General features: G+C 65.7%; 21 protein-coding genes and 1 tRNA gene. 18 read left to right on the top strand and 4 right to left on the bottom strand.

Annotated elements, in window-relative coordinates; translation table 11 throughout:
• Positions 1 to 258: 258 nt before the first annotated feature.
• Positions 259 to 1,830 carry a PAS domain-containing hybrid sensor histidine kinase/response regulator gene (locus HNP51_RS17905; protein WP_184273954.1) on the top strand — a complete coding sequence of 524 codons (1,572 nt, stop codon included), beginning with the start codon at positions 259 to 261 and terminating at the stop codon, positions 1,828 to 1,830.
• A gap of 310 nt (positions 1,831 to 2,140) precedes the next feature.
• Complete coding sequence (locus HNP51_RS17910; RefSeq protein WP_184273957.1) at positions 2,141 to 3,463, top strand: hemolysin family protein; 1,323 nt, start codon at positions 2,141 to 2,143, stop codon at positions 3,461 to 3,463.
• A 260-nt stretch (positions 3,464 to 3,723) separates the two neighbouring features.
• On the opposite strand, the gene HNP51_RS17915 is transcribed toward HNP51_RS17910, so the two are convergent.
• Positions 3,724 to 5,385 carry an ATP-binding cassette domain-containing protein gene (locus HNP51_RS17915; protein WP_311769975.1) on the bottom strand — a complete coding sequence of 554 codons (1,662 nt, stop codon included), beginning with the start codon at positions 5,383 to 5,385 and terminating at the stop codon, positions 3,724 to 3,726.
• Positions 5,382 to 6,998 (bottom strand): thiol reductant ABC exporter subunit CydD, encoded by a 1,617-nt coding sequence (cydD, locus tag HNP51_RS17920; protein WP_184273960.1) that lies wholly within the window; start codon positions 6,996 to 6,998, stop codon positions 5,382 to 5,384. The genes HNP51_RS17915 and cydD overlap by 4 nt, the downstream gene beginning before the upstream one ends.
• A gap of 218 nt (positions 6,999 to 7,216) precedes the next feature.
• Between cydD and HNP51_RS17925 the strand changes: the two genes are divergently transcribed.
• The 4 genes from HNP51_RS17925 (at position 7,217) to HNP51_RS17940 (ending at position 10,922) form a co-directional block, all read left to right on the top strand.
• The gene (locus tag HNP51_RS17925; RefSeq protein WP_184274031.1) at positions 7,217 to 8,779 is read left to right on the top strand and encodes a cytochrome ubiquinol oxidase subunit I; all 1,563 of its coding nucleotides are present in this window, start codon (positions 7,217 to 7,219) and stop codon (positions 8,777 to 8,779) included.
• Between the two features lie 27 nt (positions 8,780 to 8,806).
• The gene (gene cydB, locus HNP51_RS17930) at positions 8,807 to 9,955 is read left to right on the top strand and encodes a cytochrome d ubiquinol oxidase subunit II (RefSeq protein ID WP_178828048.1); all 1,149 of its coding nucleotides are present in this window, start codon (positions 8,807 to 8,809) and stop codon (positions 9,953 to 9,955) included.
• A 22-nt stretch (positions 9,956 to 9,977) separates the two neighbouring features.
• Positions 9,978 to 10,097, top strand: coding sequence for a cytochrome bd-I oxidase subunit CydX (cydX, locus tag HNP51_RS17935; protein WP_114818411.1), 120 nt, complete (start codon positions 9,978 to 9,980; stop codon positions 10,095 to 10,097).
• Positions 10,098 to 10,268: 171 nt separating this feature from the next.
• On the top strand, positions 10,269 to 10,922 hold the full coding sequence (locus tag HNP51_RS17940; protein ID WP_184273963.1) for an OmpW family protein: 654 nt from the start codon (positions 10,269 to 10,271) through the stop codon (positions 10,920 to 10,922).
• 127 nt (positions 10,923 to 11,049) lie between these two features.
• Here the strand turns inward: HNP51_RS17940 and HNP51_RS17945 are convergent, their stop codons facing one another.
• On the bottom strand, positions 11,050 to 11,793 hold the full coding sequence (locus HNP51_RS17945; protein ID WP_184273966.1) for a Crp/Fnr family transcriptional regulator: 744 nt from the start codon (positions 11,791 to 11,793) through the stop codon (positions 11,050 to 11,052).
• A gap of 67 nt (positions 11,794 to 11,860) precedes the next feature.
• Positions 11,861 to 12,247, bottom strand: coding sequence for a hypothetical protein (locus tag HNP51_RS17950; protein WP_260398585.1), 387 nt, complete (start codon positions 12,245 to 12,247; stop codon positions 11,861 to 11,863).
• 96 nt (positions 12,248 to 12,343) lie between these two features.
• Between HNP51_RS17950 and HNP51_RS17955 the strand changes: the two genes are divergently transcribed.
• The 12 genes from HNP51_RS17955 to HNP51_RS18010 all read left to right on the top strand — a co-directional run bounded on the left by HNP51_RS17955 (position 12,344) and on the right by HNP51_RS18010 (position 20,085).
• Entirely contained in the window at positions 12,344 to 12,886 is a 543-nt protein-coding gene (locus tag HNP51_RS17955) for a pyridoxamine 5'-phosphate oxidase family protein (RefSeq protein WP_184273969.1), read from the top strand.
• A 136-nt stretch (positions 12,887 to 13,022) separates the two neighbouring features.
• Positions 13,023 to 13,098: transfer RNA gene (locus HNP51_RS17960), tRNA-Trp, on the top strand.
• A gap of 70 nt (positions 13,099 to 13,168) precedes the next feature.
• Complete coding sequence (secE, locus tag HNP51_RS17965) at positions 13,169 to 13,468, top strand: preprotein translocase subunit SecE (protein WP_105563605.1); 300 nt, start codon at positions 13,169 to 13,171, stop codon at positions 13,466 to 13,468.
• 13 nt (positions 13,469 to 13,481) lie between these two features.
• A complete protein-coding gene (gene nusG, locus HNP51_RS17970; RefSeq protein ID WP_184273973.1) occupies positions 13,482 to 14,057 on the top strand; it encodes a transcription termination/antitermination protein NusG in 576 nt (191 codons plus the stop codon).
• Between the two features lie 438 nt (positions 14,058 to 14,495).
• Positions 14,496 to 14,927: a 50S ribosomal protein L11 gene (gene rplK, locus HNP51_RS17975; protein WP_184273977.1), complete on the top strand. Its 432-nt coding sequence runs from the start codon at positions 14,496 to 14,498 to the stop codon at positions 14,925 to 14,927.
• Between the two features lie 3 nt (positions 14,928 to 14,930).
• Entirely contained in the window at positions 14,931 to 15,617 is a 687-nt protein-coding gene (gene rplA, locus HNP51_RS17980) for a 50S ribosomal protein L1 (protein ID WP_184273981.1), read from the top strand.
• 240 nt (positions 15,618 to 15,857) lie between these two features.
• Entirely contained in the window at positions 15,858 to 16,514 is a 657-nt protein-coding gene (locus tag HNP51_RS17985; protein WP_184273985.1) for a DUF47 domain-containing protein, read from the top strand.
• 6 nt (positions 16,515 to 16,520) lie between these two features.
• Positions 16,521 to 17,522 (top strand): inorganic phosphate transporter, encoded by a 1,002-nt coding sequence (locus HNP51_RS17990; protein WP_184273988.1) that lies wholly within the window; start codon positions 16,521 to 16,523, stop codon positions 17,520 to 17,522.
• The gene (locus tag HNP51_RS17995; protein WP_184273991.1) at positions 17,522 to 17,968 is read left to right on the top strand and encodes an NUDIX hydrolase; all 447 of its coding nucleotides are present in this window, start codon (positions 17,522 to 17,524) and stop codon (positions 17,966 to 17,968) included. The genes HNP51_RS17990 and HNP51_RS17995 overlap by 1 nt, the downstream gene beginning before the upstream one ends.
• Before the next feature lie 342 nt (positions 17,969 to 18,310).
• A complete protein-coding gene (gene rplJ, locus HNP51_RS18000; RefSeq protein ID WP_184273994.1) occupies positions 18,311 to 18,826 on the top strand; it encodes a 50S ribosomal protein L10 in 516 nt (171 codons plus the stop codon).
• Positions 18,827 to 18,881: 55 nt separating this feature from the next.
• Positions 18,882 to 19,259 carry a 50S ribosomal protein L7/L12 gene (gene rplL, locus HNP51_RS18005; protein ID WP_184273997.1) on the top strand — a complete coding sequence of 126 codons (378 nt, stop codon included), beginning with the start codon at positions 18,882 to 18,884 and terminating at the stop codon, positions 19,257 to 19,259.
• 145 nt (positions 19,260 to 19,404) lie between these two features.
• The gene (locus HNP51_RS18010) at positions 19,405 to 20,085 is read left to right on the top strand and encodes a type 1 glutamine amidotransferase domain-containing protein (RefSeq protein WP_184274001.1); all 681 of its coding nucleotides are present in this window, start codon (positions 19,405 to 19,407) and stop codon (positions 20,083 to 20,085) included.
• Positions 20,086 to 20,143: the final 58 nt, after the last annotated feature.

The following is a 20,143-nucleotide window of genomic DNA, read 5'->3' on the forward strand; positions in this document are numbered from 1 at the left end:
TCCCCGGACCCGAACAGTAGGCGTACCGGCCTCTCCTCGGAGACGCCGCAGTATCGAGTAACAGAGCGGCCCCCGGAGCAATCCGGGGGCCGTTTCTGCTTTCTAAAAAGTGCGTTTTACGCACAGCCGGAAGCGCCGGAGGGCAGATCAGTCCGGATCGTTTTGGCCTTGTGTTGGAAAATAGTTCCAAAAAATCAATGATATTAACGAATCTGTGCCGTGGAGGGGCGCATGACTTCCCGTTGCAAAGGGATTCTCATGATTGACATCGACTGGCCGCGCCGTGCGGGTCTGTCCGGAGCGCTGGACGAAGCGGCGATCGTGGCCATCACGGATCGCGCAGGGCAGATTCTTTACTGCAATCAAAAGTTTGCGGATGTCAGCGGCTACAGCTGCGCCGAGTTGATCGGGCAGAACCACAGGCTGGTGAATTCCGGACACCATCCGCGCGAGTTTTTCCAGACCCTGTATCGGACCATCGCCAGCGGCGGGGTCTGGCGCGGCACGATCCAGAACCGCAACAAGAACGGCGAGATGTACTGGGTCGACACGACCATCGTGCCGAACCTGGGCGAGGACGGACGGCCCGAGACCTATACGGCGATCCGCTTCGAGGTTTCGGATCACGTCCGGGCGCTGAAGGCGCTGGAGATCGCGCAGCAGGAGACGCGGCGCGCGGCCCAGGTCCGAGATCGATTCTTCGCCAACATCAGCCACGAAGTGCGCACGCCCCTCAACGCCGTCCTGGGTCTGGCCTCGGCCCTGGCTCACACGTCGCTGACCGATCGCCAGGCGCAGATGTTGTCGCTGATCACCGGCGCTGGCGACGCCCTGCGTCGGGTGCTGGACGACATGCTGGACCTGTCGAAAATGCAGGCGGGAGAGTTCCGTCTGGCCCCGGCGCCGTTCGACCTGCGCGCCGATATCGCAGCCGTGGTCGAGATGCGGGCGGCGACCGCCGAGGAGCGCGACGTGGCGCTGTCAGTGGCGTTTTCAGATGCGGCGACGGGGCGGCTTATGGGCGACGGCGTGCGCATCAGCCAGATCGTGTCCAACCTCGTCTCCAATGCGGTGAAGTTCACGCCGGTCGGCGCTGTGGACGTGAGGGTTGATCTCACCTCCGGCATCGATGGCGATTGCTTGCACATCGAGGTGCAGGACACGGGGATCGGCTTTGATTCCGAGGCGGCGGAACGCCTCTTCAATCCCTTTGTCCAGGCCGACGATACGATTTCGCGTGAGTTCGGGGGCACGGGGCTGGGGCTGTCGATCTGCCGGTCGCTGGCGGAGCTGATGGGGGGCGAGATTTCGGCGCGCTCGGCGCCGGGGGAGGGCAGTCTGTTCACCGTCATCCTGCCGGTTGAACGGCTTGAGGACGAGGCCGGCGGCGACCTGGATGTGGCTTGTGAGGGCGCGGGCCAGGCCCTGCGTATCCTGCTGGTGGAGGACAACGCCGCCAACCAGATGGTCGTTCGCTGCTTGCTGGAGCCGCTGGGTTTCGAGATCGTGGTCGCCGACAATGGCCGGGAAGGCGTGGAGCAGTTCGAGGCCGGCGCCTTCGACATGATCCTGATGGACATGCAGATGCCGGTCATGGACGGGCTGACCGCCATTGGCGTCATTCGCGCGCAGGAGGCGGAGCGGCGGCTGGCTCGGACACCGATCGTCATGCTGACGGCCAATACAACGGACGTGCACCATCAGCGCGCCATGACGGCGGGGGCGGACGCCTTGGTGGCCAAGCCGGTCACGCTGGAGATCCTTCTGAACGGGCTGGACCAGGGGGCGACCGCCGCCGAGGCCTGGACCTCTGAGGCTTGCGCCGCCTGAGGCCTGGACTTGCGGAACCGCGCGCCGTGCCTGACGTTGATTGCCGACGTTAAGGAACAGGTAACCATAAATGCGACGCGCGATCAGGCTAGGACTGTTCATAGGCACCATTATCGGAATGAGCGCCTGCGCGACCGTTCAGGACGGCGCGGGGCCGCCGACGTCGGGCGCCTATGGTTCGGTGGGCGTTGGCCGAACCTGGTGAACCTGTCGGCAGACGCATGAAATACTGGCGCAGCGGGTCGATCAGCCTTACTATTGCTGCGCGGACGCCGGTTGTCGCGCCGCGCCGCGGGTTTCTCCCCTTTCGATGTTGACCATCGCTATCGTCGTCGTGCTGCTGCTTGTGGTGCTGAACGGCCTTTTCGCCATGACCGAACTTGCGGTCGTTTCATCGCGTAAATCCAAGCTGCAGAGTCGTGCCGAGCGCGGAGACCGCGGAGCCCGGGCGGCCCTCAAGCTGTCCGAGGAACCGACGCAGTTCCTGTCGGCGGTTCAGGTCGGCATCACCCTGATCGGGATTCTGGCAGGCGCCTATGGTCAGGCGACCATCGCGGGCGAACTGGACCAAATCCTGGAAGTCGCCTTCCCGGCCTTCGCCGCCTATTCGCAGTTCTTCTCGACGGCCCTGGTGGTCGTGCTGATCACCTATGTCTCGCTGATCGTCGGCGAACTGGTGCCCAAGCGGCTGGCCCTGATCTTCCCTGAAGCCATCGCCTCCAAGATGGCCGCGCCGATCTCGACCATGGCGCTGCTGATGAAGCCCTTCGTCCTGCTGCTGACGGCGTCGACGTCGGGCATCCTCAAGATCATGGGCGTCAAGGACCGCGACGGTTCGGATGTCACCCAGGAGGAGGTCGAGAGCATTCTGGCCGAGGGCACGTCCGCTGGCCTGATCGAGCCTGAAGAGCAGGTGATGATCGAGGAAATCCTGCGTCTGGGCGATCGCCCGGTGCGCGTGGCCATGACCCCGCGCCACGATGTCTTCTGGATCGCCCTGGACGACACCGAGGAAGTGCTGCGCGACGAAATTCGCAGCTGCCCCTATTCTCGTATCGTCGTGGCGCGCGAAAGCGACGTCGATAATCCGTTGGGCGTGGTCCACAAGAAGGACCTGCTGGACGCCCTGCTGACCGACGGCAAGTTCGATATCGAAAAGCTGGTGGCCGAGCCGGCCTTCATCCCGCAGTCGACCTCGGTGCTGAAGGCGCTGGAGATCCTCAAGGGATCGCGAATCCACATGGCCTTCGTCGTCGATGAGTACGGCGCCTTTGAAGGCGTGGTGACGGCGACCGACATTCTGGAAATGATCGCCGGCGACTTCAACGAAAGCCACGACGAAGCCGATGTCTCGATCCGCAAGCGCGAAGACGGCTCATGGGCGGTGGACGGGCAGACGGATCTGGACGAACTGGGTGATGTGCTGGGCGAGGAGTTCGGCGAACACGAGGGCTTCCACACCGTGGCGGGCCTGGTTCTGCACCACCTGTCGCGTCTGCCGCACGAGGGAGAGATCCTGCAACTGGGCCGGTTCGAGGTCGAGGTGATCGACATGGACGACCGCAGGATCGACAAACTGCTGTTCCGGACCTTGATTCCGGGCCATCCACACGGACCGACCGACACTCACTGATCGACCTTTTCAGTCCTGTCCTGAAGCAAGCGCGCATCCGTTCGGCGGATGCGCGCTTTTTCATGGTCAGTTCTTGGGCTTGTCGCCCATGTTGCTCCACACGGCGGCGAAGCCGAGGCCGGCCATGAAGACGAGGAAAGCCGAAACGATAGCGGCGATGGCGGGGACGACGTCTGCGGGCATGGGGTATCTCCTTTGATCCCAGCAAAGCCCTTTGCAGGGGGCTTCGCCTTGATGGAGATCAAAGGCATGCGAGCGGATCAGGCCGCCGAGCGGGCCTTGTGCAGAGACATCAGAACGACGCCGGAGGCCGACAGTCCGGTGACCGTCAGGCGCTGATCGCACAGGGCCAGGGGGGCGGGGCGGTGACTGACCAGGATCAGCCCCTGGCCGGTGCGTTCGAGCCGCGCGGCCAACCGTTGCAACACGCGGGCCTCGGTGGCGGCGTCCAGACCCTCGGTCGGCTCGTCCAGCACCAGCCAGGGTGCAGGGCGAAGATAGGCGCGGGCCAGGCCCAAACGGCGACGCTCGCCGCCCGACAGCCGCGCGCCGTTCTCGCCCAGGGACGCGTTCAGGCCAGAGGGGGCGGTGCGGATGCGATCCGCCAGATCGGCGTCCTCCAGCGCGGCCCACAGGGCGGCGTCGTCAGCGGTCGGCAAGGCGAGTTTCAGGTTCTCGCGCACCGTTCCAGCCAGCAGCACGGCCTGTTGCGGGGCATAGGCGAACAGGGCGCGGGCGGCGTCGGGGGAAAGCCCGGCGACATCCACTTCGCCCATCGTGGTTTCGCCGGGCAGGGGCGAGCGCAGATGCATCAGCCGCTCGATCAGGGTGGTCTTGCCGGCACCGGACGGGCCGGTGACGGCCAGACGCTGAGGCGGGGTCAGGCTGAGGTCAGCGGCGGGCAGGCCGATGATGGGGGCGACGGTCTGGGCGGCGGCCTGGGGCGAGGCTTCCAGCAGATCGCCCAGTCGCTCGATCGCCGCCTTGACCGCGCCGTTGTGGCGGAAGGCGGTCAGCAGGGCGCCCGCGCTCTCGACCGTGGTGACGGCTGCCAGGATCGCCAAGGCGATCAGGGGCGGGGAGGCGGTGGCAGCTGTGGCCATCACGCCGACGATCGCCAGGGCGATCGCGCCCGACTGGGTCAGCATGATCCAGCCGCCCGCGGAGGCCAGGCTCTGGGTTGCACGTTCCAGAACTGCGCCGCGCTCGGTGAGACGATCGACGGCCCAGGGCTTGATGCCATAGGCCTGAAGCTCGGGCGCGGCGGCGGCCAGGGCGGCGAACTCGGTCTTGAGATCGCCGGATGCAGCCTGAACCGCGCGCCCGGCGGGTACAGCCAATCCCTGCGCGACGAGGGCGGCGGCCAACATGCCCAGGGCGCTCGCGGCGGCGATGGCCAATGCGGTCGTCCAGCCGGTCAGCAGGGCCAGGCCTATGCCGGCGACCATGCCGGCGGCGGCGCCCCAGGGCGCGGACAGGCGCACGAAGCGGTTCTGGATCGCGTCCACGTCCTGAACCATGCGCGACGAAGCCTCGCCGCCCGCCAGCGTCAGGGCGCGGGTCACGGGACCGCGCGCGACGCCTTCGAACAGCTGAGGACGGAGCGCGGCCAGGGCCTTGAGCGCGGCGTCGTGGCCGGTGATGCGCTCGCCGTAACGTCCGCCGGTCCGGGCGATGGCCAGAAAGCGGATCAGGGCGCTCGGCACCATGAAGTTGAAGCTGTGCGCCACCAATGGCCCCGCCAGACCGGCCAGGGCCGAGGCGGTGATGAACCAGCCGGACACGCCCAGCAGCAGGACGGCGGCCGCGTACACCAGGGCGGCGCAAACCGAGGCGGCCAGCAGGCGCATGCCCTGACGGCGTTCCTGGGCGCGGATCAGGGTCTTGAGGCGGGCGACGCCGGACGCGTTCAAAACGCTCACAGGCGCACCACGACGTCAGCCAGTTCGGCGACGGCCTCGGAATGGGTGGCGATCAGGGTGGTGCGTCCCTCGGCGGCGGCGCGGATGACGGGCAGCAGGGCGGCCTCGGACGCGGCGTCCAGATTGGCGGTGGGTTCGTCCAGCAGCAGGATCGGCGCGGGCTTGAGGAAGGCGCGAGCCAGGCCCAGCCGCCGCCGCTCGCCGCCCGACAAACCGCCGCCGCGTTCGTCGATGATGCGGTTCAGGTCGCCTGTGAACCCGGCGCGGGTCGCAGCCTCCATGATGCGGTGGGCCGGGGCGGCGCGCCAGGCCAGGGCGATGTTCTCGGCCAGGGTTCCGGGCACGACGACCGGCGCCTGACCGGCCCAGGCGATCCAGGCGGTCAGGTCGGGATGGTCGGACAGCCGAACGTCATGGACCTCGACCTCGCCGCCGCTCAGGGGCGACAGGCCCAGGAACAGGTGGAGCAGGCTGCTCTTGCCCGAACCGCTGGTCCCCAGCAGGGCCACGGTCGCGCCCGGCGCGATCTGCAGATTGAAACCGGTCAGGACAGGCGCGCCCGCCTCATAGGTGATTTCGACGTCGCGGAAGGCGATGACGGGAGCGGTCGTCGGAACCGGCGGTCGGACGGGGGCAGCCTCGGCGGCGTCACTGAGGCGGGCCAGGCTGGGCACGGCGGCCTCGGCGGCTTGCCGGTCGTGATAGGCGGCGGACAGGCGGCGCATCGGTACATAGACTTCCGGAGCGAGCGCCAGCAGGAAGAAGGCGCGCGTCAGGCTCAACTGGTCCGGGGCCGGGAAGGGCAGCAGCTTCAGCAGGTTAAAGCCGCAATAGACGGCGACCAGGGCCACGGCCAGGGCCGAGAAGAACTCCAGAATCGCCGAGGACAGGAAGGCGATCTTCAGCACCTTGCCAGTGCGGACCGCCAGGTTTTCAGAGGCGCGGGCAATGACCGCCGCCTGCTGCGTCTCGGCCTGAAAGGCGAGAATGGCGGGCAGGGCGCGGATGCGGTCGAGGAAGAGGCCGGACAATCGTTCGAGGGCCTGAAACTGACGCCGGCTTTCGGCCCCCGCCGCCATTCCAGTCAGGGCCATGCCGATGACGAAGGGCGCCAAGGTGAAGATCAGAATGCCGGCGGTGAAGGGACTGACCACGGCGGCGGCGGCGATCAGCAGCAGCGGCGTCACGCCCGCCGCCAGACGGGCGGGCAGGAAGCGCGAGACATGGCCGTCCAGCGCCTCGACCCCCTCGACGGTCGCGGTCATGGTTTCGGCGTCGGACAGACGGCCGGAGAAGGCGCCGTTCAGAACTTGACGACGCAGGTCGCCCTTGACTGCACGGGCCGCGCGCGCTCCGACCGCCGTGGCGCACTGGGCCAGGACGCCGCGCGCCAGCAGGGACCCGACCGCCAGCAGGGCGCCGGGGACGGCGTGACTGATTCCTTGCGGCAGGGCGCCCACCGCCAGAGCCAGACCCGCCGCAAATCCGACCGCCGGGATCGCGTCGGCGATGACCAGACCGCTGGCCAGCGCCATCAGGCGTCGCCGGGGCGCCAGCGCCGCCTTCAGCCACTGGGCCTGGGGGGCGGCTGCATCGATCGGCTGGGCCGTCATCGTCTCTCCTGCTCCATGCGCGCGACCAGACATATACGGGCGCGACGGGGGCAATGGGCAAATCGTCCTTGTGACGAAACAGCCTTGGGCGAAACGCCGTCTAGAGCGAGTCGTCCCGTTGGGGCTTTGATCAGGATCAAGGCGCGCCAAACAGCCTTGCTTTAGGTTATAGTAGAACGCCGGTCGACGGGGCTGGCGGTCAGGAGTCTCAGCCCATGATCGACCTGGCGGTCGTAGACCTATCACGCCTTCAGTTCGCACTGACGGCGCTATACCACTTTCTGTTCGTGCCCCTCACGCTGGGCCTCTCCTTCATGCTGGTCATCATGGAGAGCATCTATGTGATGACGCGCAGGCCCATCTGGCGCACCATCACCCGCTTCTGGGGCGTGCTGTTCGGCATCAACTTCGTCCTGGGCGTGGCCACCGGCCTGACCATGGAATTCCAGTTCGGCATGAACTGGTCCTACTACTCCCACTATGTCGGCGACATCTTCGGGGCCCCGCTGGCCATCGAAGGGCTGATGGCCTTCTTCCTGGAAGCGACCTTCGTCGGCCTGATGTTCTTCGGCTGGGACAAGCTGCCGCGCGTCGGGCACCTGTTCGTCACCTTCATGGTGGCGCTGGGCACCAACCTGTCGGCCCTGTGGATCCTGGTCGCCAACGGCTGGATGCAGAACCCGGTCGGCGCCGCCTTCAACCCCGACACCATGCGTATGGAAGTCGTGGACTTCATGGCGGTGATCTTCAATCCGGTGGCCCAGGCCAAGTTCGTCCATACCGTTTCGGCCGGTTACGTCTGCGCCGCCGTGGTCGTGCTGGGCATCTCGGCCTTCTATCTGCTGAAGGGCCAGCACGTCGGGTTCGCCAAGCGGTCGATGACCGTGGCCGCCGCCTTTGGTCTCTTGTCCTCGCTGTCGGTCGTCGTCCTGGGCGATGAGTCGGGCTATGCCCTGACCGACAACCAGAAGATGAAGCTGGCCGCGCTGGAGGCCATGTGGCGTACCGAACCGGCGCCCGCCGGTCTGACCGCCTTCGGCATTCCCAGCATGGAAGACCGCCACACCCACTTCGAGGTCAAGATTCCCTATGTTCTGGGCCTGATCTCGACGCGCAGCATCGACAAGCCGGTGATCGGCATCCTTGAGCTGGTCGCGGTCGCCGAGGACCGCATCGAACGCGGCGTCATCGCCGTCGACGCTCTGGAAAAGGTCAAGGCGGACCACACCGACATGGCCGCGCGCGCTCAGTTTGAAACCGTGCGCAACGACCTGGGCTACGGCCTGCTGCTGAAGCGCTATGTCGCCGATCCGCGTCAGGCCACGCCGGAGCAGATCAAGCAGGCGGCCTGGGATACGGTGCCGAACGTGCCGCTGATGTTCTGGGTCTTCCGCATCATGGCCGGCATCGGCTTCCTGATGATCGGCCTGTTCGCCACGGCCTTTGTCCTGTGCACCCTGCGCAAGCATGAGACGCGCTGGTTCCTGCGGCTGGCGGTGCTGGCCATCCCCCTGCCGTGGATCGCCATCGAATCCGGCTGGCTTCTGGCCGAAGTGGGCCGTCAGCCCTGGGCCGTGGAAGGCGTCCTGCCGACCTTCCTGGGCGCTTCCAGCCTGACCGTGCCGCAACTGTGGACCACCATCATCGGCTTCACCGTCCTGTACGGCGCCCTGGCGGTCATCGAGGTCGGCCTGATCCTTCGGGCGGTCAAGAAGGGTCCCTTCAACCAGCACGACATCGTCGATGAACCTCAGGCGGAAGGCGAACCGGCGGTCGCCTGACCCCGGTCGTTCAAGGAAACAAGAGAGATGGAACTTCCCCTCGACTACACCACGCTCCGCCTGATCTGGTGGGGACTGCTGGGCGTGCTGCTGATCGGCTTCGCCCTGACGGACGGGTTCGACATGGGCGTCGGCGCCCTGCTGCCCTTCGTCGCCAAGACGGATGAAGAGCGCCGCATGGTGATCAACACCGTCGGCGCGACCTGGGAAGGCAACCAGGTCTGGTTCATCGTCGGCGGCGCGGCGATCTTCGCGGCCTGGCCCTTTGTTTACGCCGTCAGCTTCTCCGGCTTCTACCTGGCCATGTTCCTGGTGCTGTCGGCGCTGATCCTGCGGCCGGTCTCGTTCAAGTATCGGTCCAAGCGCCCCGACAAACGCTGGCGCTCCATGTGGGACTGGGGCCTGTTCATCGGCAGCTTCGTCCCGGCCCTGGTGTTCGGCGTCGCCGTCGGCAACGTCATGCTGGGCGCGCCCTTCCGTCTGGATAGCGACCTGCGCTCCTTCTACGAGGGCACGCTGCTGGGCCTGTTCTCGCCCTTCACCCTGATTTGCGGCCTGCTGTCGGTCTGCATGTTGGTGCTGCATGGCGCGGCCTGGCTGTCGATCAAGGGCGAGCAGGGGCCGGTGCTGCACCGCGCCCGCGCCATCGGCACCGTCGCCGGTCTGCTCAGCCTGGTCCTGTTCGCGGTCGGCGGCCTGTTCATCGCCTTCGGCGACATCGGCTTCCGCATCACCGGCGCCCTGGACACGGCGGGCTTCTCCAACCCGCTGCGGACCACGGTCGAGGCCGCGCCCGGCGCCTGGATGGACAACTACGGTCTCTATCCGTGGATGATCATCGCCCCGGTCCTGGGCTTCCTCGGCGCTGCGGCGGGCCTGATCGGCATGTGGCGCCGGTCGCCGGCCCTGGCCTTTGGCGGTTCCTCGGCCTCGGCGGTGGGGATCATCTCGACCGTCGGCCTGTCGATGTTCCCCTTCATCCTGCCCAGCTCGATCAACCCGCAGTCCAGCCTGACGGTGTGGAACGCCTCGTCCAGCCATACGACCCTGTTCATCATGCTGATCGTGGTCGTGGTCTTCATGCCGATCGTGCTGCTCTACACGGCCTGGGTCTACAAGGTGCTGTGGGGCCGGACGAGCACCGCCGCCCTCAAGACCAACCCCGACCTCTACTGATCCCGCGAAAGGAGATCATCCCATGTGGTATTTCGCCTGGATTCTGGGCCTCGGCCTGGCGGTGGCGTTCGGCGTGCTGAACGGCGTCTGGCACGAGTTCCAACTGTTCGACGAAGGGGACGAGGGCCGCTCCGAACCCTGACCCTTCCCGTCGACGACATCAGCCTCTCCGACCTCGGTCGGGGAGGCTTTTTCGTGCGCATTTCCTGAGACTTGCGCTGGATCAAGGCGTCGGATCAGCCTCCGTGCGACGGTGTTTTCGACATCGAAGCCGGACCCTCCCTCGATCCGGCGATTGTCGGGAATGATACCGATGAAGACCGCCGCCGCCCTTCTGGCCGCCGCCAGCGTTCTGACCCTGGCGGGCGCCGCCTCGGCCCAAAACGCCGCCCCCGAGCCTGTAGGCAAAGGCACGCTGATCGTCACCGCCCGCATGACCGGCGTCCTGCCGCAAGCCGACGACGCCATCGTCACCGCCGCCGGCGCCGACAGCGGCCTGAAGGTCGACGTCAGCGACGACTGGATGCCGACCCTGGGCTTCACCTATTTCGTCGCCGACCACTGGGCCGTCGAAGCCATCCTCGGCGCCACCCAGCATGAGGTCCGCGCCAAGGGCGGGGCGACCGACGTGGCCGTTCACGAGACCTGGGTCCTGCCCCCTATCGTGACGCTGCAATACCGCCCGACCCCGAACGCGACGATCAGCCCCTATGTCGGCGCCGGCGTCAGCTACATGGCCTTCTTCGAGGGCAAGGATAAAAACGGTTTCGAGGTCGATCTGGACAACGGCTTCGGCATGGCCTTGCAGGCCGGCGCCGACTGGAACCTGTCGGGGCCATGGACCCTGAACCTCGACGCCAAGAAGGTCTGGTTCGACACGGACGCCAAGATCAACAACGGCGCGCTGAAGAGCAGCGTCAGCCTTGATCCCTGGGTCGTGTCGGTGGGCGTCGGCCGGAAGTTCTGAGGTCAGAGCTTTCGCGTCGATGCGGGGCGGGGGGTGCGGGACGTCAGCCCGCGCCCCCTTCGTCCGTCTGGGCCGCGCCTTCGATCATTTTTCGGCTCAGGCGGCGCCTTCGAGCATTCTTTTCGGTTCAGGCCGCGCCTTCACCCAGGGCCTTCAGCGCCTCGGGATCGGGCAGGGCCACGTCGTTGTTCGGCAGCAGCTGGATCAGGCCCGAGGTCTTGAACTGGGTGAAGACCCGGCTGACCGTCTCGATCGTCAGGCCCAGATAGTCGGCGATGTCGAGGCGGGTCATCGGCAGATGGACCCGGCCTTCCGCGCCGCCCAGCTGCACCTGGCGCGCCGACAGGCGGGTCAGGAAGCTGGCGATCCGCTCGCGCGCCGTCTTGCGGCCCAGCAGCACGATCTGTTCCTGCGCCGCCATCAGCTCGTCGCCGGCCATGGCCACCAGGCGGTGCTCCAGCGCCGGCAGGGCGTTCAGCAGTTGATCGAACTCGCCGCGCCGAAAGCGACAGGCGCTCATCGGCGTCAGGGCCTCGGCGGTGAAGCTGGAAGGCCCGCGCCCGCCCAGACCCAGGAAGTCGCCCTGGAACAGGAAGCCGGTGATCTGACGCCGCCCGTCGGGCAGCAGGCGATACAGCTTCACCGCCCCATCCACGACGTTGAAGACGAAGGGGTTGGGATCGCCCTCATGGAACAGGGCCTGTCCCGGCTGGGCCGTCACCGTTTCGCTGGCGCAGGCCATGCCCTGAAGCTCGTGGCCTTTAAGGTCGGCGCAGACCCCGAGCGGCCGCGCCCCGCAGGTCGAGCAGGGATGGACATCCTCCAGGCGAATTTCGTCAGCTTGGGCCGAAGCGGCGTTATGGGCGGGCATCATCGACTCCAGCGTTCAGCCGCAGTCTAGAGGAACCGGCGTCGCTTGCGAAATAGGGCAGGCTGTCCTAGCCGGCGTCTTCGGCGTAGCGTAGCTTGGCGCTCAGGCGATGCGCCAGCGCCGTTAGTTCGACCGCCAGGCTTTGGCGCACCAGGGGCCGCACGCCCATCTCGCGCACCACAAAGGGGCCGGCCCACAGGGTCTCGCCGTATTCCAGATCCGGCTGCCGCCACCAGCTGACGAAGCCCAACACCCCGCCGCGCTGATTACGGGCGCTGAGGATGCCGCGGCTGTCCGGCGCTGCGCGCCAGTCGCGCAGGAAGACGCGCCACCGATCAGCGTCCAGATCGGGCCGCCACAGCTGGGCGAGGGCGAACTCCGCCGGTGCTTCCGCCTCGGTCAGGGGAACGACGTCCAGACGCGGGGCGTCGGGCATGAGGCGAGGCTCGGTCATGGAACCATTCTGCGCCGCGTCGGCTGAATCGCCTTGATCTGTGTCAAGGTGAGAGCAGCGGTTTGCGCCGCATCTACGGCAGACGGAGAACCAGCCATGACCGATGCAACATCCCGTCCCTTGAACGTCACGCCGATCCACGGCGGCGCGGTGGCCGCCATCCTGAAGCTGCTCGACAGCCAACGGCTGATGACCTTGGCCTGCAATCGTGCGGACGGGCGGCCTCAGGCCAGCACGCTCGGCTATCTGAACGACGGTCTGAACCTCTACTTCGTCACCGCGCGCGACAGCGAGAAGCTGCGCAACATGATTGCTGACCCGCGCGTCGGCGTCGCCATTCGCGGCGAGGCCGGGGAGGGCGAGGCGGTGGGGGTCTCCATCGACGGTCGGGCCGAGGAGGTCACGGACGGCGACGAGGTCCAGCGCCTGAACGACCTGATCATCAAGCGTTCGCCCGACGTCAGCCCCTATGCCCCCGGCGGCGACTCGGTCGCGGTGGTGAAGGTGATTCCCGAACAGGTCGAGGCTGTGGCCGTGGTGGATGGCCGCAGCCGCGCCCAGACCTTCTCGATCGGCGATCCGGACCGCGTCGTGCACGGCCTCAGCTATGAGCCCAGCGCGGTGGCGCGGCTGTTTTGAACAAAGCTGCGCATCTATCGGTGGTTATCGCGAAACGCCCCTTGAAATGCCGTCGGGCGTCAGGCATATGCCCCCCTCTGGCGAGGTTAGCGCCGTCGAGCTTGCTCACGGCGCATTGATCTTTGTCCGGGACACTAGGAGTGTAGCTCAGCTGGTAGAGCATCGGTCTCCAAAACCGAGGGTCGTGGGTTCGAGTCCCTCCGCTCCTGCCATTCCCCCTGTCGCGGTCGCTTGGGAGTTCCCATGTGAGGCGACAGGTTCCAGAGGTAGAAGAGACGTCATATGGCCAAGGCGAAGACCCCCGGCGGTCGCCGCACCGTGGGAAACCAGACCGCAGCCGCCGCATCCGGCGCCGCAACGGTCGCCGTTGACGCGCCTGCACCCAAGAAAAAGACGTCTCCTGCCCAGTTCTTCAGCCAGGTTCGCGCTGAAGCTCGCAAGATCGTCTGGCCCAGCCGCAAGGAGACCTGGATCACCTCGGTGATGGTCTTCATCATGGTCCTGATCGCTTCGGCCTTCTTCTGGATCGTTGATACGGGTCTGGGCTTTGCGTCCCGCTTCATTCTCGGCCTCGGCCAATAAAGGAGACGCGCACATGACTGATGCAGCGCCCAAGCCTGCGGCCAATCCGCGGCACAAATGGTATATCATCAACGCCTATTCGAACTTCGAAAAGAAGGTCGCTGAGCAACTGCGCGAACAGGCGAAGCAGCAGGGCCTTGAAGACAGCTTCTCCGAAATCCTGGTTCCGACCGAGGACGTCGTCGAGATCCGTCGTGGCCGCAAGGTGAACTCGGAGCGCAAATTCTTCCCCGGCTACGTGCTGGTGAAGATGGAGATGACCGACAACACCTATCACCTGGTCAAGAACACGCCGAAGGTCACAGGCTTCCTGGGCGCCGCGGGCGGCACCAAGCCTCTGCCGGTCTCGGAACGTGAAGTTCAGAACATCATCGGTCAGGTGGAAGAGGGCGTCGAGCGTCCGAAGCCCACCATCCATTTCGACATCGGCGAGACCGTCAAGGTCATCGACGGTCCCTTCGCCAGCTTCGACGGTCAGGTCGAGAGCGTCGACGAGGACAACGCCCGCCTGCGCGTGGCCGTGTCCATCTTCGGCCGCCCGACCCCGGTGGATCTGGAATACAACCAGGTCGAAAAGACCGGCGGCTGATCGCTCGATCATCGCCAGAACGACGTGCAGCGGCGGCCTTCGGGTCGCCGTTTTGCGTTTGGGGCCTGATCTGCGCGCAGGTGCGACTGCGCCGATGCCCATGATTTACTGCGATTGGCGGCGACAACCGTCGTTTCGCCAGCCTGGGTCACGCTCCGTGCTAGGCTGGGCGATGGCTGGTCGCCTGATCGGTCGCTGGCGCGAGCCAGGCAGGATTTCAGACGAATTAGACTCTTTAGACTCTGTTTTTTCCGAACGAGGGTTTGAGGCGTCGCATTGGTCCGCCTTCATTTGCCTTCGTGGGGACGTCCTGCTACATGCGCGCCTCCGCCAGAGGGCTTTCGAGTCGTTTGGCGGCAAATCCGTGGGAGGCAGCCATGCCAGACCACGGCTCACCGGCCCCGTCAGTCTCTGTCAGGGTCATCATAGGAGAGACCAATGGCCAAGAAGATTCTCGGCTATATCAAACTGCAAGTTGCGGCCGGTTCGGCCACGCCTTCGCCCCCGATCGGCCCGGCACTGGGTCAGCGCGGCGTGAACATCATGGGCTTCTGCAAGGAGTTCAACGCTCGCACCGAGAAGGTGGCCAAGGGTACGCCCCTGCCGACCGTGATCACGGTCTATCAGGACAAGTCCTTCACCTTTATCACCAAGACCCCGCCGGCCACCTTCTACCTGAAGCAGGCCGCTGGCATTAAGTCGGGCTCCAAGCTGGTTGGTCGTGAGACCGCAGGCAAGGTGACGCAGGCGCAGATCCGCGAGATCGCCGAAGCGAAGATGAAAGACCTGAACGCGAACGACATGGATGCTGCCATGCGCATCATCGAAGGTTCGGCACGCGCCATCGGCATCGAAGTGGTGGAGGGCTAAATCATGGCTAAGCAAACCAAGGCCTTTAAAGCCCGCACCGGTGTCACGCAGGACCTCCTGCCGTTCGCCGACGCCATCAAGCTGGTCAAGGACAACGCCAAGGCCAAGTTCGACGAGTCGATCGAAATCGCCGTCAACCTGGGCGTTGACCCGCGTCACGCCGACCAACAGGTCCGCGGCGTTGTGAACCTGCCGTCGGGCACGGGCCGCGACGTTCGCGTCGCCGTCTTCGCCAAGGACGCCAAGGCTGCTGAAGCCACGGCTGCCGGCGCCGACATCGTGGGCGCAGAAGATCTGTACGAAAAGATCGCTGGCGGCTTCATGGACTTCGACCGCGTTATCGCGTCGCCGGACATGATGGCTCTGGTCGGTCGCCTCGGTAAGGTGCTGGGCCCGCGCGGCCTGATGCCGAACCCGAAGGTCGGCACCGTGACCCCGAACGTGGCGCAAGCCGTCAAGGACGCCAAGAGCGGCGCCGTTGAGTTCCGCGTCGAAAAAGCCGGTATCGCCCACGGCGGCATCGGCAAGGCCTCCTTCGATCAGGCCGCCCTGGAAGCCAACGTCAAGGCTTACGTGGACGCTCTGAACAAGGCCAAGCCGGCCGGCGCCAAGGGCACGTACGTCAAGCGTATCACCCTGTCGTCGACGATGGGCCCGGGCTTCAAGATCGATCCGGCTTCGCTGGCTTAATCTCGGACCTGGTCTGAACTTAGGAAGACCCCGGAGAGCAATCTCCGGGGTTTTTCTTTGCCGGGGGCCTGCCGCGCTGCATGAGGTCGTTAGGCGGGGGCTGGGGCAGGGCGGGCGCTCGAATACCTTGAGGACTAATCCCGGCCTGAAACGATTTCCGTGTTCGGACGACTTGACGGCAGGGGGTGAATTCCGGTCTTGGGGCGCAGCCGCCATGTGCGGCCCTTTCGGAGACGACTGATGCTGCACTGGTTCCAGGCGCTGCTGCCCAAGGAAGACAACTTCTTCCGCCTGTTCGACGCCCACGCCGCCACCCTGGTGAAGGGCGCAGAAGCCCTGCGCGGGATGATGGACGGCGGCGAGGCCACGCCTGGCTGGTGTCAGAAGATCGTTGATCATGAGCATGAGGCCGATGATGTCGCGCGCGAGGTCATGTTCGCGGTGCGCCGCAGCTTCATCACCCCGTTTGACCGCTCCGACATTCGCGGCCTGACCGACTCGCTGGACGACACGATCGACCAGATGCAGAAGACGGCCAAGGTCGTGACCCTGTACGAAATGCGCGAGTTCGCCCCCAAGATGCGCGAGCTGGCCGACATCGCGGTCCAGTGCGGCGCCCTGACGGTTGAGGCGATCTCGCTGCTGCCGGCCATGCGCAAGAATCACGAGCGTCTGAACGAACTGACCGAACAGATCGCCAAGCTCGAAAGCCAGAGCGATACCCTCTACGACGAGGGCATGAAGGCGCTCTATGAGCTGCACCGCCACGACATGACCGGCGGCAATACGCTGTGGTTCATCATCGGCGGCGAGATTTATGATCACCTCGAGAAGATCATCGACCGCTTCGAGGATGTGGCGAACCGCATCAATGGCGTCCTGGTCGAGCACCTGTAGGGTCCGATGGATCACGCCCTTCTGATTCTGATCTTCCTGATCGGCGTCGCCCTGCTGTTCGACTTCCTGAACGGCCTGCACGACGCGGCCAATTCCATCGCCACCATTGTCGCGACGCGCGTGCTGCCGCCGATCTATGCGGTCGGCTGGGCGGCCTTCTTCAACTTCATCGCCTTCCTCTTCTTCGGCCTGCATGTGGCCGATACGATCGGGCGGGGCATCATCTCGCCCGATGTGATTTCGGATCAGGTGATCTTCGGCGCCCTGATGGGCGCCATCCTGTGGAACATCATCACCTGGCTGGCGGGCATTCCGTCGTCCAGCTCGCACGCCCTGGTCGGCGGCCTGCTGGGGGCGGGCATCGCCAAGGCGGGCACGAGCGCGGTCGTCATCAGCGGCGTGCTGAAGACCGTCGGCGCCATCTTCATGTCGCCGGCCATCGGCTTCCTGCTGGCCCTGCTGCTGGTGCTGATCGTGTCCTGGCTGTTCGCCAAGGCCAATCCCAATTTCGCGGACCGGATTTTCCGCGGCCTGCAGTTTGTCTCCGCCTCGGCCTATTCGCTGGGTCACGGCGGCAATGACGCGCAGAAGACCATGGGGATCATCGCCATCCTGCTGTACTCGCGCGGCATGCTGGGCGGTGAGTTCCACGTGCCCTTCTGGGTGGTCATCACCTGTCAGGCCATGATCGCCCTGGGCACCCTGTTCGGCGGCTGGAAGATCGTCCACACCATGGGCTCGCGCATCACGCGGCTTAGCCCGCAGCAGGGCTTCTGCGCCGAGACGGGCGGGGCCATCACCCTGTTCGCCGCGACCAGCATGGGCATCCCGGTGTCGACCACCCACACCATCACCGGCGCCATCATCGGCGTGGGCGCGGCCAAGCGGGTCTCGGCCGTGCGCTGGAGCATCGCCCGCAGCATCGTCACCGCCTGGTTCATCACCATGCCGGCGGCGGCGGCCATCGGCGCGATCTTCTACTTCCTCGGCGGCCTGTTCCTGACCTGATGACGGGCCCGGCCAGAACAGAGACGTCCGAGACCCGTCAGGTCGCGGCTCTGCCCTGGCGTCAGGGCGAGAACGGCGTGGAGGTGATGATGATCACCTCGCGCGAGACTCGCCGCTGGGTCATCCCCAAGGGCGGCCGCATGGTTGGCAAGACCGACCCCCAGGCGGCGGCTCAGGAAGCCTATGAAGAGGCGGGCATCCAGGGTGAGACCCTGGAGGCGCCCATCGGCCATTTCCGCTATGGCAAGCGGCTAAAGTCGGGCGCGACCCAGGCCTGCGTCGTCGCCGTCTATCCGCTGGAAGTGCTGATCCAACTTGGGGCCTGGCCCGAGGATCTTCAGCGCGAGCGCCGCTGGATGACCCTGGCCGAAGCGGCCGAGGCGGTGCATGAGGACGACCTGGCGCAGCTGATCCGCGACTTTGCCCCGGCCTTGCACGCCTTTTGAACCAAATTGGACGACAGGGGCGCGCTTGAGCCGGCCCGCCGTTGCTTTCCCCGCCCAGCCGTGTATAGAGCGCGGCTTCTCGCTAAGGCTTCGGCCGAGGCGGATCCTGTCCGAGAACTTCGGGACGTGGGGGCCACCCGCGTCATAATCGTCCAGAGAGCCCTCTGGCGCCGTGGGGAGATGGGGATGCAAAGACCTTCGTCCAGCCGTTCTCGGCAGGACAGGCCACGCTTCCTTCGGACAATAAGACCGGCCTGAACGCTGTGCAGCAATGCGCGGCGCGATCGCCAAATCCGTCGTCGGGAATTAGCCCGGCGGCGAATACCAAAACTGGAGACCGCAATGGACCGCGCACAAAAAGCCGAGTCGATCGAATCGCTGAAGAGCGTGTTCGCCGACGCGGGCGCCGTGGTCGTGACCCACAACCTGGGTCTGACCGTTGCGGAGATGGAAGACCTGCGTGGTCGCCTTCGTAAAGAAGGCGGCGCGTTCAAGGTGGTGAAGAACCGTCTGGCGCTTAAGGCGCTGGGCGTCGAGGAAGGCAGCGAGTACCACGACCTGTTCAAGGGTCCCGTGGGCATCGCATATGCAGCCGACCCCGTCACCGCTGCGAAGGTCGCGGCTGAATTCGCCAAGGGCAACGACAAGTTCAAGCTCCTCGGCGGTTTCATGGGCGACAAGGTGCTGGACGCCGCGGGCGTCGACGCCCTGTCCAAGCTGCCGTCGCTGGACCAACTGCGTGGCAAGCTGATTGGCCTGCTGCAAGCCCCGGCGACCAAGGTCGCTGGCGTTCTGCAAGCACCCGCCGGCCAACTGGCTCGCGTCTTCAACGCGTACGCGACCAAAGACGCCGCCTAAGCCTCGTCATCTCTGCATATCTCTCTGAACCTCATCCTACCGAAGGAAGACTAAAATGGCTGACCTCGCCAAGATCGTTGAAGAACTGTCGGCTCTGACCGTCCTGGAAGCCGCTGAACTGTCGAAGCTGCTGGAAGACAAGTGGGGCGTTTCGGCTGCCGCACCGGTCGCCGTTGCTGCTGCCGGCGCTGCTGCTCCGGCTGAAGCTGCTGAAGAGCAAACCGAGTTCACCGTTGTCCTGATCGACGGCGGCGACAAGAAGATCAACGTGATCAAGGAAGTCCGCGGCGTCCGTTCGGACCTGGGTCTGAAGGAAGCTAAGGACCTGGTCGAAGGCGCTCCGCAGAACATCGTCGAGAACGTTTCGAAGCAAGTCGCTGAAGAAATGAAGAAGAAGCTGGAAGAAGCCGGCGCCAAGATCCAAATCAAGTAAGATTGGGTCCTGGCCCTCGGTTTCGACCGAAGGCGGATTTCAGGAACGGGTCGGAGGGAAACCTCCGGCCCGTTTTCTTTTGGGCGTGGCGGATCGTGCTGGGGATTCCCATCTGTGACCTCCACAATCGAAAGGACGCCCTCCCATGAAGATCCTGATGGTCCTGACTTCGCACGACCAACTTGGCGACACCGGCCAGAAGACCGGCTTCTGGCTGGAAGAGTTCGCCGCCCCCTATTACGCCCTGAAAGACGCCGGGGCCGAGATCGTCGTCGCCTCGCCCAGGGGCGGACAGCCGCCGCTGGACCCCAAGAGCGACGCCGAGGACGCCCAGACCGACGACACGCGCCGCTTCAAGGCCGACGCCGAGGCGCAGGCCGCGCTGGCGGCCACGCAGAAGCTGGCCGATGTGAAGGCCGAGGATTTCGATGCTGTCTTCTATCCCGGCGGTCACGGCCCGCTTTGGGATCTGGCCAATGATCCCGTCTCCATCGGCCTGATTCAGGCCTTCGCGGCTGCCGACAAGCCGACGGGCTTCGTCTGCCATGCGCCGGGCGTGCTGAAGGACGTGAAGGGCGCGGACGGCCAGCCGCTGGTCAAGGGGCGGGCGGTCACCGGCTTCACCAATAGCGAGGAAGAAGCCGTGGGCCTGACCCAGGTCGTGCCCTTCCTGGTCGAGGACATGCTGACCGCGAACGGCGGGCGCTACAGCAAGGGCGCCGACTGGGCCTCATACGTCGTGACGGACGGGGCGCTCGTCACCGGCCAGAATCCGGCTTCGTCGCGCGAGGCGGCCGAGGCGCTGCTGAAGCTGCTGAAAGCCTAAGCGACAGGCGCATACGAAAACGGCCCGGGAGCGATCCCGGGCCGTTTCTGTTTCTGAA

Origin of the sequence: Brevundimonas bullata (assembly GCF_014207965.1) — a bacterium.
Lineage (GTDB): Bacteria > Pseudomonadota > Alphaproteobacteria > Caulobacterales > Caulobacteraceae > Brevundimonas > Brevundimonas bullata_A.